This is a genomic window from Bacillus sp. 1NLA3E (assembly GCF_000242895.2).
Classification (GTDB): Bacteria; Bacillota; Bacilli; order Bacillales; family Cytobacillaceae; genus Bacillus_BU.
Map to the genome: position 1 here is coordinate 4,368,273 of NC_021171.1, position 12,798 is coordinate 4,381,070.

At 40.1% G+C, this 12,798-nt stretch carries 10 protein-coding genes and 2 pseudogenes; 3 read left to right on the forward strand and 9 right to left on the reverse strand.

Annotated elements, in window-relative coordinates; all coding sequences use genetic code 11:
* The first annotated feature begins 202 nt into the window (after positions 1-202).
* Positions 203-634 carry an Hsp20/alpha crystallin family protein gene (locus B1NLA3E_RS20940; RefSeq protein WP_041580758.1) on the forward strand — a complete coding sequence of 144 codons (432 nt, stop codon included), beginning with the start codon at positions 203-205 and terminating at the stop codon, positions 632-634.
* A 210-nt stretch (positions 635-844) separates the two neighbouring features.
* Entirely contained in the window at positions 845-2,536 is a 1,692-nt protein-coding gene (ilvB, locus tag B1NLA3E_RS20945) for a biosynthetic-type acetolactate synthase large subunit (protein ID WP_442852672.1), read from the forward strand.
* A 287-nt stretch (positions 2,537-2,823) separates the two neighbouring features.
* Here the strand turns inward: ilvB and B1NLA3E_RS24480 are convergent.
* Positions 2,824-3,671 (reverse strand): annotated as a pseudogene (locus B1NLA3E_RS24480) (ATP-binding protein); the annotation flags it as partial.
* A gap of 245 nt (positions 3,672-3,916) precedes the next feature.
* Here B1NLA3E_RS24480 and B1NLA3E_RS20960 point away from each other — a divergent pair.
* The gene (locus B1NLA3E_RS20960; RefSeq protein WP_015595822.1) at positions 3,917-4,531 is read left to right on the forward strand and encodes a hypothetical protein; all 615 of its coding nucleotides are present in this window, start codon (positions 3,917-3,919) and stop codon (positions 4,529-4,531) included.
* Positions 4,532-4,694: 163 nt separating this feature from the next.
* Here the strand turns inward: B1NLA3E_RS20960 and B1NLA3E_RS20965 are convergent, their stop codons facing one another.
* The 8 genes and pseudogenes from B1NLA3E_RS20965 to B1NLA3E_RS20995 form a co-directional block, all read right to left on the reverse strand.
* Entirely contained in the window at positions 4,695-5,624 is a 930-nt protein-coding gene (locus B1NLA3E_RS20965; RefSeq protein WP_015595823.1) for a group II intron reverse transcriptase/maturase, read from the reverse strand.
* Positions 5,625-5,739: 115 nt separating this feature from the next.
* Positions 5,740-6,984, reverse strand: a complete 1,245-nt coding sequence (gene ltrA / locus B1NLA3E_RS20970) for a group II intron reverse transcriptase/maturase (RefSeq protein WP_015595824.1) — start codon at positions 6,982-6,984, stop codon at positions 5,740-5,742.
* Between the two features lie 552 nt (positions 6,985-7,536).
* Positions 7,537-8,379: pseudogene (locus B1NLA3E_RS20975) on the reverse strand (reverse transcriptase domain-containing protein); the annotation flags it as partial.
* Positions 8,380-9,242: 863 nt separating this feature from the next.
* On the reverse strand, positions 9,243-9,344 hold the full coding sequence (locus tag B1NLA3E_RS26105; protein WP_144061617.1) for an ATP-binding protein: 102 nt from the start codon (positions 9,342-9,344) through the stop codon (positions 9,243-9,245).
* Between the two features lie 206 nt (positions 9,345-9,550).
* Positions 9,551-9,928, reverse strand: coding sequence for a magnesium chelatase domain-containing protein (locus tag B1NLA3E_RS23420; RefSeq protein ID WP_051120177.1), 378 nt, complete (start codon positions 9,926-9,928; stop codon positions 9,551-9,553).
* Positions 9,925-10,470 (reverse strand): REP-associated tyrosine transposase, encoded by a 546-nt coding sequence (locus B1NLA3E_RS20985; RefSeq protein WP_015595826.1) that lies wholly within the window; start codon positions 10,468-10,470, stop codon positions 9,925-9,927. Before B1NLA3E_RS20985 ends, B1NLA3E_RS23420 begins: the two co-directional genes overlap by 4 nt.
* A gap of 272 nt (positions 10,471-10,742) precedes the next feature.
* Positions 10,743-11,687 (reverse strand): mannose-6-phosphate isomerase, class I, encoded by a 945-nt coding sequence (manA, locus tag B1NLA3E_RS20990; RefSeq protein ID WP_041580760.1) that lies wholly within the window; start codon positions 11,685-11,687, stop codon positions 10,743-10,745.
* A gap of 81 nt (positions 11,688-11,768) precedes the next feature.
* A complete protein-coding gene (locus B1NLA3E_RS20995) occupies positions 11,769-12,641 on the reverse strand; it encodes an ROK family protein (protein ID WP_015595828.1) in 873 nt (290 codons plus the stop codon).
* Positions 12,642-12,798: the final 157 nt, after the last annotated feature.

Genomic DNA, 12,798 nt, shown 5'->3' on the forward strand with positions numbered 1-12,798 from the left:
TGCCGTGAAAGAAAGTCTGAATAGATGGGAATTTAGCGCGTTAAAGCACCGGGGGTCAGGCATCCAATCGCGCTTTAACGCACGAAAGACTAGTGCTTGTTTGGGTGCCTTTGTTAATTGATGGTTATTGTTTGAACTCGTTTTTTGGAAGGAGTAAAATATTGGTGTAAGGTAATTTATGCTAGAAAAGGAGGAATCAGCGATGACCAACTTATCATTGAAACATAGAAATCGGGATTGGGGTGAGATGTGGGATTCTCTAAACGATTTCTTCACTGACAATCTACATTCATCAATCAGAGGTGACCTACACCAATTCCGTACAGACATTAAAGATTTAGGTGATCATTATCTAATTGAGGCAGAAATGCCTGGCTTCGAAAAAGAAGACATCAAAGTGGATTATGACCATGGTTATTTAACTATTTCGGCCAAACGGGAAGCTTCTACCAAAGAGGAAAAAGATAATTACATCCGCCAAGAAAGACATTATGGGGAATTTGAGCGCCGCTTCTTTGTTGAGGACATTAATGAAAACATGATTGAAGCTATCTTCAAAAACGGTGTCCTAACTCTTAATTGTCTTAAACTAGCAATCTCCGCAACTGAACGGAAACGGATTGAAATTCACTAGGATGAAAACATATATTTAACTGATACCGCGGTTCAGAGGCGCAAGCCCTCTCCGCGGTTTTTATATTTCGGCGTTGTAGGACTTTTAAAGAAATACTTGATCATTTCTTCCTCACTTTCCTATTCCGCTTTATTATTTTTTATCTTTTATGACTTAACTCACATACAAATCGTATCTGATAATTTAAACTATTAGAAAACTATGAATCAGGTGAAAAGATTGATAAATTCGAAAATACTAACAGGTGCTGACTTATTATTTGAATCTTTAGCTTCGCAAGGTGTAAAAAGTGTTTTCGGATGTCACGGTGATACGATGTTGCCGTTATATGATGTTATATCAGATAATCCCTATATTAATTTTGTGCAATTAAAACATGAGCAAGCCGCGGTTCATGCAGCAGACGGGTATGCCCGAGCCACTGGCAAGCCTGGAGTTGCGATAATAAGTACTGCCTCTGGCGTGACAAATGGAGTAACGGGCATCGCCACTGCTTATAGTGATTCTGTTCCAATTGTGGTCATTACTGCCCAGTTATTTTTTAATAAAATCGAAAACGAGACGGGTGATGATTTAAATTTTATCGGGATTAATGTTCCAATTACGAAACATATTTTTACTGTAAAAGAAGTGAATGATCTTGCGGGGGTTATACAGGAGGCGATTCATATCGCTGCTGAAGGAAGACCAGGGCCAGTCATCATTGAACTTTCAAAGGAAGTCCTTACAGACCATCCAGTTGAAATGTCGAGTAAGCTATCGGTAATAAATTCTTCTAAACTATATCACGACAAATCCTTTGAAAAGGCGGTTGAATACATCGAAAAGGCCCGGAAACCCGTATTTTTTATTGGGGGAGGTACCATAATTTCTGGATCTAGTGCGATTTTAAGCGAGGTCGTTCGCCAATCTGGGATTCCTGTTGTGAGTTCACTAATGGGACTTGGTGCATTAAGTACGGCTGACCCTTTACACTTAGGGATGCTGGGAATGCATGGAACTTTTGCTGCGAACAAAGCCGTCCATCATGCCGATCTTCTGGTTTCAATCGGAGTACGGTTTAGCGATCGAGTGACGGGGAAAATCAGTGGCTTTTCACCGAGCTCAACCAAAATCCATGTTGATATTGATCCTGCCGAAATCAACAAAATCATCCGTATCGATTTGCCAATAGTTAGTGATGCAAGGGAATTTCTTTATTTTTTAAAAGAAAGGTTAGATTTTCAATTGGTTCAAGAAAACATTAAGGATTGGGTTGCCGAGGCGACTGTATGGCAACGGACGGTTCCGCGTTTTGATAGCTCTACTAGTGTTTTAAGGCCGCAAAATGTTATTAAGATGCTAGATGAATTTTCGAGTGATGAAACCATCGTTGTCACGGATGTTGGCCAGCATCAAATTTGGACTGCTCACAATTATCATTTTACAAAACCTCGAACATTTTTAACTTCGGGGGGGTTAGGCACGATGGGATTTGGGCTTCCGGCTGCCATCGGGGCGGCTGTTGCGAGCCCTGAGAAGCAGATTATTTGTGTAACCGGTGATGGCAGTTTTCAAATGAATCTACAGGAATTAATGACGGCGGTCAGTTATCGGCTACCAATTAAAATTGCCATAATGAATAATGGGTACCTGGGAATGGTGCGCCAGTGGCAAGAAATGTTTTACGAGCGCCGTTATTCTTCAGTTAAGATGACCTCGCCTGACTTTGTGAAGCTGGCTTCTGCATACGGGATTGTGGGTTATCATGCAAGTACCGAGGAGGAAGCGCGGGATGTGATTGCCAAGGCATTCCAGGAAGATGGGCCTGTTTTAATGGAGTTTAACGTCATGGAAGAAGAAAATGTGTATCCGATTGTTCCACCAAATCATAGTAATGACCAGTTGGTTTTGTCACGGTGAGTTATACGTTTGAGAGGGGATGAAGGAATGGTCTATTGGCCAAAACCTTTGGGCATGGCACCTGCCGAAAGTAATATTAGGAAAAGATTTTTTGAGGTTTCTGTCATGGATGGTTACTTAGAAGATACTCGTTTACCGGGGACTCATGAGGAATATAGTAGTTACTCCCCACAGTGTGGTGCAGTCACACATTGGATCGATCCGTGCCACTTTAACACACTACCGCACTGGGGGTCAGGCACCGATTCGCACTTTACCGCATCACCGCACCGGGGGTCAGGCAACGTTTAGTGCTTTAGTTGGATGGCGTGTTGGATGTTTTGGTCGGTGATTTTGATGTTTTGTTGAAGGTCGGCGATGGTGCGGGCTAGTCTGATGATTTTGATTTGGGCACGGTTGCTCCAGTTTTGTTTGGAAGAGATTTCTTGGAGGTTTTGTAATTGATAGCGGCTTAGTGGATTATCTTTAATCAGTGTCTCATAGGAAACACGGTTGTTGCTTATTTCTTGTCCATAACGATCGTATTGGCGCTCTCTTGCTTCGGTCACTCTTTTGCGGATTTGGTCTGAGGTTTCTTGGATACCGGATGATTGCCATTCTAACTTTACCGAATTCAGTTTAAGATTATATCGAATCGGTCTCTAATAGGCCCGGAGAGTTTATTTTGATAGGCATGAATTTCTTTTTTAGTACAAGCACAGTAGTGGGTGTTTGACCCTGAATAACCACAGGGGCATGGGTTCATTGCTCCTAATAGAATGAATTTGGCGGGATAAGATACTGTTGAACGGGCACGGCAGATTGTCACTTCCCCACTTTCCAACGGCTGGCGGAGCATTTCAAGCGTTTTTCTTGTGAATTCGGCGACTTCATCCAGAAATAACACCCCACGATGTGCTAATGAAATCTCCCCAGGTTTTGGAATTTGGCCTCCTCCAATAATTGACACACCTGAAGCAGAATGGTGCGGGTTTCGATAGGGTGGGAAATAATAATCGTTTATGGGAGCTCCTCCTAATTGATAGATACTGATCATTTCCAGTTGAGCTTCTTTACTTAATGGAGGTAGGATCGATGGAAAACTTTCGGCGAGGAGGCTTTTCCCACATCCGGGCGGCCCTGTCATTAATACATTAGAGGTTCTGTTATCGCAAAACATAACATTACATTTAAAGATGTAAATATATTTGAACCGTATTTTGTAGTGGCTTTGTAATCAAAAGAAATGGCTCAGTTTTTAAATGAATTTGAGCCATTTCTTTTTTTTGCTTCTTCAACTAAAACTACCCTTCGTATTAAAAGAAAGCTTAAACCTGTAGAATACATTTCAAGTTTTTTACAAATATTAAGTCCATAAAAATGTTTTTAAGGGGTATTGAAATGGTTACTAATGATGAAGTACGACAAAACACCGATGTATTGAACAAACAAATCTTAAATAAGTGGCTTAATCAAGAAATGTTTACATTTGAGTGGTTTTTTATGCTGTTTATAATTGTCGTATGCTATTTTTTATTTTTTTATCTTTTAGACAAAAAGCGAATAGTTGAGATTTTGCTATATGGTTCTCTTGTGTCGGTGGCATTTGTAGTTTACGATTCCATTGGGTTATTCTTTGGTTTTTGGGCGGACAATATGTCTTTGTTTCCTGTTTATCCTAATTTCTTTGGAAGTAACTTAACGGTTGCACCGTTGATTGCTATGATTATTTACCAATTTAAAAGTCCTTGGGATAGCTATTTACGATGGAGCATCTTATTTTCAGGTTTTTTCATTACTGGATATTATGGTATTGTTTTGACTTCGATGGAAGTATTCGTTTACCTTAAACCATTTGCAAAAATAATCGACCTTTCTGCTTTTTTATCTGTTCTCATTATTTGTCGTGTAATTATGGTTTTAATTCTAAAGAAGGAAGCACAAAAAGGGAATATAAGTGCAAAGCATTCATTATCAATACTTTCAGCTAAACAGAATAAAGGAAATAATTATTAAAACAGAAGTTTATTAATACAGATAGGTAAGGGTTTGAAGTTATCGCTCCCTTTTCCCCCTGTCCACACCAGTACGTGCGACTTTCACCGCATACGGCGTTCCAACTAATCCAATTCATTCAATTCTATGTATTTGTTTAGATTGATGATGCTTTCTTCCGAAATCATATGGCTTCATTTTTACATTGTAATCGAAGTTCGTTAATTTTTTCTTTTTGCTTTTTGGTAAGTTTTAAGACTTTGTTTAATTTCTTTGTCTTTTCAATATCCTTTAGGTGGACCAGTCGATGCACTGATTCATGGAGTATCACTAAATTTAAAAATGTATCATCTTTTGACAGATGATACGGGTTCTTATGATGGCAGTGCCAATCATTAATGCCAAGCTCAACTCCTGTTACCGCACATTTCCCATATTGAGCAATAAACTTACTTATTCGATTATCGTTATATTCAATTGACCGATTTGGAATATAGTTTTTCATAATTGAAAATAAAATCCTTTTATTTACAGCCTTTAGACTTTTGTGGATTTTATCTCTACCTTCGGCAGTATAATTACATGTTTCCTGCGAAAAGCATAGGTTTGTTTTATGCTTCTGGGCATATATGGGCACAAATACCATACTTTGTATTTTGTATAGTTTCGATTTGTAACCTTCGTACCTTTTTTGTAGAGTTTTAGTCATCTCATGAAAATTCGCATCTGTTCTAAAAATTTTTAAACGATTATACAGTGTTTTTCTTAGGTAGAAGTTTAACTCATTAAGATTTGTTGTAATTTGGGTGGCTACGGAATAGTAGTTTTGGATTCCCATTACAACTGTGTTGAAATGCCAGACCTTTTCTACACAAGGGTTCTTCTGGGTACCTTTGATTGCTTCTTTAATTTTATTAGAGGCATTAGCCTTTGCTTTTCTAGACATATGTGAATGGACTACATGACCAAACCTAGTTTTTCCCTTCCTTACTACTTTAAAAGTAAAGCCGAGAAACTCGGAAGAGTTTTTCTTTAGGTTAATTACCTTTGATTTTTCATCGCTGGTTTCAAGGTGTAATCTTGTTTTCAAAAAGTCTTTTATGGCATAGTTCATTCTGATTGCTTGAGAACGAGTTCTGCACAAAACTTTAAGGCAAGTAGACCACTGGAACCTCCCCAGTAGTCTCTCTCAGAACCGGACGTGAACCTCTCAGCTCATCCGGCTCCCATTATTCAGCCGTAGGTTTGATGCCTATATCCCAGTGTTTGAAGAGTTTAGGATTTTGTTTAGAAATTCTGCCTAGAAAATGTTCTGCCCTTTTCTTGTGTCGAGATAGCTTTTTATATTTCCTTCTCGCCCACATAATTAAGGCTTTGTTTATGTGCCTTAAAGAGGAGTACATTTCAGATTTGTAGAATTTCCCATAGTAGTTAATCCACCCTTGAATTACTGAGTTAAACATATTTGATAGGTCTATGAGCTCTTTATCCGCCTTCAATTGTAGTTTCCAATCTCTCACTTTTTGCTGTATTGATTTCTTAGATTTGTTACTGATGGCTGGCGTGAAATTCACAAAGTGTTTTCCCCACCTGTTCTTTGACAGCCTTGGTCTGAACGTGTATCCCAGAAAATCAAACGCTATGTTTTCATGATCTTCTTTCCTGTCCGCATCCTTACAATATACAATTTTTGTTTTGGAAGGATGTAGTTCGAGTTTACATTCGTTCATTCTCTTGCTTAAGGATTTGAGCACTTTCTTTGCTTCTTCCTCTGTCTTACAGTGGATGACTGCGTCATCTGCATATCTAGCGAATGGTTTGCTGGGGTGATTAATAGCCATCCATTTATCAAACGCATAATGTAGAAACAAATTTGCTAGCACCGGACTTATGACACCACCTTGCGGTGTGCCGGAGGTACGTTCTTTTATTCCTTCTTTTGTTTGAAATGGTGCGGTTAACCATCTTTTGATGTACAGCTTAACCCATTCTACGTCTGTATGCTTATCTACAGCTCTCATCAGGAACTCATGATCGATGTTATCGAATAAACCTTTTATATCAAATTCAAGTATCCAATTGTACTTCCAGCATCTTTTTCGAGTTGTCTCTATTGCTTGAATGGCGCTTTTCTTAGGTCTATATCCATAGGAATCCTCATAAAAGAATGGTTCTACCGAAGGTTCGAAATATAATTTCACTGTCATCTGTGCAATTCTATCCGCAACCGTTGGAATTCCAAGTGTCCTAGTACCCCCAGCTTTCTTTTGTATTTCTACAGCCTTAACTGCTGGAGGGAAGTAACTTCCCGATGACATTCTGTTCCAAACTTTATATAGATTATCTTTTAGATTTCTTTCAAATTCTTCTATGGATTGTTCATCAATTCCTGCTGAACCCTTATTTGCTTTAACTCTTATAAAGGCTTCATACACTATCTTTTTAGATATTTCATATGGCTTTGTTTTATCCATAAGTTCCTCCCACTTTTGATGGTTGACTTGTTTATAAAACTGAATAATATAACCCCTTTGCTCCATCAACGTTAGGAGATTTCATTGCTACTACGAGTTATTCCGCCCCTATACATGGCATTGGTACTCTGATTCTTGTGGGGCTTCCACTTGAAATCTCTCCCTTGGCATCCATGTCGTAGGTTCCCACGTTCCACACAAAAGCCTGTATTAAGTTCACGCCGCCTTTATACCGGTCACCGAACGGACAGTAAACAGGTTTCCTCCGAACTTATCCTGAGTTAACGACTCCCCCTCAGTTTTGATGACATTTCTACGCTTTCGATACTTCTTCAGCGGTTCAGTGGTTTTCGTCTCCTTAATACGTACCTGACAGTGTCTTGCACTGCCTTTTCCCTAACGCTCAATACCATAGCTTTTGACTAAAGCATCTTAGGGTGGTTTGAAATCTCCACCTGTATGGCGATTTCGAGGGGCCAACCCTCATCTTTTGTGCAGCATGTTACACTATGCAACTCTTCGAGTTGCTTTTGTGTTCCTTCGTGGCACACAATCGTCCGCATAGCGGACGATAAAGCATTCTTTTAACCCAGATTTTTTAAGTCCTTGATACTTGATTCCACTGGTCTTATATTTAAAGTTGCTTTCAAATGTTTCCCACTGATTACTTATCCACCAATCAAGTTCATTGAGAACGACATTTGATAATAAAGGTGATAAAATTCCACCTTGCGGTGTTCCTTTGGCTGGTATTCCTTCTCCATCAATCTCTGCTTTTAATAATCTTGAAATAATGGAGAGTAATACTTTGTCCCTAATCCCCAATGACCAAAGCTGTTTCAAAAGTTTTCCGTGATTCACATTATCAAAGAAACCTTTTATATCGACATCCACACAATGATGAAGCCCAGCTTGATTGACAAGGAATTCGAACCTTGCTTTGGCATGATGGGTGCTTCTATTTGGTCGGAATCCATAGCTGTGTTTATGGAATTTAGCTTCACAAATGGGCTCCAATACTTGTAGAATACACTGTTGGAAAATTCTATCCCAGATGGCTGGAATCCCTAAGGGTCTAAGTTTTCCATTCCCTTTGTCAATAAACACTCGTCTAACCATTTTAGGTTTGTAGTTTTTAAACATGATTTGAACCGTGTTTATTACATCTTCCACCGATAAATGACAAATATCTTTAATCGTAAGATTATCTGTACCTGCCGTTTTACTACCTGTATTTCTTTTGAAATTTCGGTAGGCAAGACGAATATTTTCATTAGAACTCATCAATTCTATTAATCCATAAAACTTTTCACCACTGACACTTTGAGCATAAAGAGCGTCAAAGCACCCCTGTAAGTTATAATACTCATTGTGCCTCAGCTTCTTTCGTTTCAATAAGTCGGAAACTCCTTTCGGAGTTAAACCTCTTTTAGTCTCACAAGAACCTTATTAATCGATAAAAATCTGCATTACATGGTTGAATGATTCTTCATTAGTCTAGTGGCTATTCCTCCATGTGGATTAGACATTTCATTGGTACTGTGCCACCACTTTCACTGATATGAAGGCAAATTATACAGTAACTAATATCATTATTGCTTTCCTTGCCAACGGTTCACAGGGAGTAAGCCCTCCACGTTATCAGCTTACAATGTTGAATTATATCTATTAAAGAATGAACTTAGGTGCTTCCTTTAAGCCTGTTAGCACACATACGCCTATAACGTATCATGGATTTTTATATTAGTTATTCTTACTCACCCACGACTAACCTCACAATTTGGTGATATACACATTTCTATGTATTGCAGGTATAGACCCGTACATTCAGAAGTTCGTCAGCTTTACCTTTTTATTTTAGGTGTATTTGCATCCTCACCATATTCATTCAACTCAAGCATCATGAACTACACCACTCCCTCGAGTAGGGTTTCGGCAGCCACACTGCTACGATAGTTTCTCACGCCTTTTCACCGAGCTTATAACACTATCATTCTTACTAAATCTAATGCTATTCGGCTAAGAGAGAACCCTTCCGGGCGTTACCCCATCATTTGATTCTTCGATATAACCCTTCAGTTCCGAAAGGAACTGCCTGGCCTTTACCTGAAGATTGTGACCAATCTCAATTTAACCAGGAACATTTCGCACAACTAAACTGACCCGTTACTTAAATAAAGAAAGAAATGCGATTCTTCGTTATTGAAGCACCGCACCAAGTTAGTTTATATATCAGTGTTCTTATTTTTCTTAAAACATCAAAAATATTTTAGCTTGATAATGTACCATAACCTAAATAGGTGGTGTTCTCCTGCGGCTGCTATTTCTATGGCCTGTTTCGCATGTTTGTGTCCGATAATTTGTTAGAAATCAATGTGTGGTGTGGCGGGTAGTGGTTTTTCTTCCCTCTCGTACGGATAGCTTGAATGGATCGGTTTCCCGGATAGGTGGGCGATGACTTCTTTTAATGAAGAAACATAAACGATCTCTATTTTTTCAAAATCAAAAACGGGAAGATTCTCGTCGTAAGGAATATAGAGCCTTTTTAGGCCTATTTTTTTTGCAGCTAGAACGACTGGGAGCATCCCGCTTGCTGGTGGACGGCTCCGTCTAGTGATAGTGCCCCGGCAAAACCTACTTGGTCTGATCGTTCTATATTTAGAAGATTTACACTTTGCAAAACCCCTATTGCCATGGGCAAATCGTATAATGGACCGTTTTTCCTAAGTTCGGAGGGCGATAAATTAATCATGATTTTTTGGCCGCTGATTGAATATCCTGTGGAGTACAGGGCAGCGGCAACTCGCCTCTTCGATTCTTTTACGGAAGCATCAGGTAGGCCAACGATTGTGATCGACTCCATCCCTTGCTGGGCAAAATCCTCAACTTGTATCCGGTACCCTTCTAAGCCTTTTAATCCAATGCTTGTTACGATAGCTGTCAATTTGCTTCCACCTCTTCCTCGACAAATTCACGATATTTGATGTGCGCTGGTTCGGAAAAATAAGATAGGGTTTTGGTTTGATCTATGTGTGGATTTTTTGATTGGTGCACGTATGAGGAATAGCTGCTCCAAGGGTAATCAGCGGGATTTTTAACCATGTTGGCTTCTAGTGGGTTTCGGTGGATGTAACGACTGACTTCTAAAAAGTATTCGTCGGCTAGGATTAGTTTTGCTCCATACCGCCCTTGAAAGACATGGCCATCTACCTCTAAACGTAGATTTAGGTATTTTGCGTAACGCGAATGGATTGTTTTCATGATTTCTTGGATGTGATGTTCGGATGTTTCGAGCTGGAGGTGGAGGTGGTTGGTCATCAAACAGTAGGAGTGTAGGATAAAGGGATACGTTTCGCGGACATCCTCGAGGATTTTCAAATACCTTAAATAGTCATGAGTGCCGAGGAAAATTGGAGCACGCCGATTTCCACGGGCGGTGATATGATAGATGGCCCCTGGATACCACGGACGGAGCTTTCTCGCCATCTGGTTACCTCCTTTTTTGGTTGTTTGGGTTGGTTTGTTTGCAAATGTGTTTTGAGTGGACACAATTGTACACCGTTATCATAATTTATTTGCCAGAAGTGCGTCAACAAAAAACTTGAGTTAATTCTGGTAATTTATTTTGCGCAGTAGCTCCCCTTAACAATTAAGAAGAGCTATTGCTTTTATTGTCGCTTCACCACTGTACCGCGCCGGGGGTCAGGCACCCAATCGTACTTTAACGCGTTGATTGATAAATCTGAACCATGCTTTTTTTATGGGTGGGAGACGATGAGTTGGCAGTGGCCGCTGATTGTGAATGGGCCGAAGTTTACTGGGATGATAAGGTTTGTGCCCTTTTTCAGTGTGTATTGTTCTCCGTTGTGAGTGATTGTCCCTTCACCGTTAATGTTGCTTAACAGCAAGTATTGATCATTGAAGGTAAAGGAAGCTCTCCCCTCAATATCCCATTTGTAGACTGAGAAGAATTCTGATTGAACATAGGTTGTAATCGTTACGCCGTCTCTTGTTTCGACGGTCGGCTGACTTGCAGTATCTTGATGAGGAACCGTTGTAACATCTATCGCTTTTTCAAGGTGAAGCTCGCGTAAATTCCCATTTTCATCGCGGCGGTCATAATCATAAACGCGGTAGGTTGTGTCCGAGCTTTGCTGAGTTTCTAGTATAAGGGTTCCTTCACATATTGCATGGATAGTCCCGCTTGGCACGTAGAAAAAATCACCAGGTTTTATTTTTACCCGACGGAGCAACTGATTCCAATTCCCCTGTTCCATTTGCTGAATTAATTCGGCTTTTGTTTTCGCATAATGGCCAAAGACGATATCAGTGCCTTCCTTGCAATCGATGATATACCAGCATTCCGTTTTTCCAAGTTCGCCATTTTCATGCTCTTGTGCGTAGGTATCGTCAGGGTGAACCTGAACAGATAGATCAACGTTTGCATCGAGAATTTTGGTCAAAAGTGGGAAAACAGCTTCTTTTGGGTTTCCGAAGAGCTCAGGATGCTCTTTCCATAGCTCATCCAATGTTTTCCCAGCGAATGTTCCGTTTTCAATGATTGAAGGACCATTTGGATGGGCAGAAATAGCCCAGCATTCACCTGTTTTTTCAGAAGGAATGTCATATCCAAAATCAGTTCGTAAAGCGGTTCCCCCCCAGATCCGTTCCTTAAATGTCGGTCTCAAAAGTAGTGGTTGCAAAAATGGTACCCTCCAGTTAATTTTTCTATAAGTATTCCTTATCATTTACGTTTTCACGCCTCTGTTGTTGGCTCTAGCTACCTACTCGCCATATTTTACAGATAGTGCTTGTTTTGCTAACAGAAGTGATCCGATGATTCCGGCATTGTCTCCTAATCCAGGAATGACGATATACTCGGAAAGCTCGGGTAATGAAATGTACCCGTTTAAAATTTCCTCCAGGTGTTGATAGACATACGAGAATACTTGATTCTGGTGCATGACTCCACCACCGAGGATAATTTTTTTCGGAGAAAGAATCAATATGTATTGCATTAAAGCCTGTGCAATGTAATACGCTTCAAGCTTCCAGACTTCTTCGCGGGAAACGAGGTTGATTCCCTTATCGCCCCACCGTTCTTCGATCGCAGGACCTGCTGCAAGACCTTCCAGACAATCATGATGATATGGACATTTGCCTTGATAGTGGTCAGCTGGATGGCGTCGAACGAGAGTATGACCCATTTCAGGATGGGAAAGCCCCTGAAGTAGCTTGCCTTGAACAATGGCTCCAGCACCAATGCCTGTCCCAATTGTGATATACAGGCAACTATCCAACCCTTTTGCTGCACCGAAAGTGGCTTCTCCAAGTGCTGCCGCATTTACATCGGTATTGAAACCAATTGGAACTGGGAATGCGCCTTTTAAAGATTGAACAAGCGGATAGTTTTTCCAAGCTGTTTTCGGGGTGGAGGTGATGTACCCATATGTTGGGCTTTCCAGGTTCACATCAACTGGACCAAATGAGCCAATCCCGATTGCATCTATTTCATATTTTTTGAAAAAATTGCTCACATGTTGAAGGGTTTCTTCAGGTACAGTTGTCGGGATCTGAATCCGCTCGACGATATTTCCCCTTTCATCACCAACTGCACAGACAAATTTCGTTCCACCTGCTTCAATTCCTGCTAGCATATGGCTTCCTCCTACGGTTTACGAATGTAGTGTAGTAAATTTTCTTAGGAAAAATAGATATGCTTAAATTATAAAGTTATTTGAGGAATAATGGAATATTATGCTAGCCCCTAAAATTGAATTTCAATCAAACGTTTGATTAAGGTGACCAACAATT

Excerpts from the sequence above, each read along its gene's own strand:
- B1NLA3E_RS20985 (WP_015595826.1), bottom strand. The coding sequence starts at position 10,470 with ATGGCGAGAAAGCTCCGTCCGTGGTATCCAGGGGCCATCTATCATATC.
- B1NLA3E_RS20960 (WP_015595822.1), top strand. The coding sequence starts at position 3,917 with ATGGTTACTAATGATGAAGTACGACAAAACACCGATGTATTGAACAAA.
- B1NLA3E_RS20965 (WP_015595823.1), bottom strand. The coding sequence starts at position 5,624 with ATGAACTATGCCATAAAAGACTTTTTGAAAACAAGATTACACCTTGAA.
- ltrA (WP_015595824.1), bottom strand. The coding sequence starts at position 6,984 with ATGGATAAAACAAAGCCATATGAAATATCTAAAAAGATAGTGTATGAA.
- B1NLA3E_RS20995 (WP_015595828.1), bottom strand. The coding sequence starts at position 12,641 with ATGCTAGCAGGAATTGAAGCAGGTGGAACGAAATTTGTCTGTGCAGTT.
- B1NLA3E_RS20940 (WP_041580758.1), top strand. The coding sequence starts at position 203 with ATGACCAACTTATCATTGAAACATAGAAATCGGGATTGGGGTGAGATG.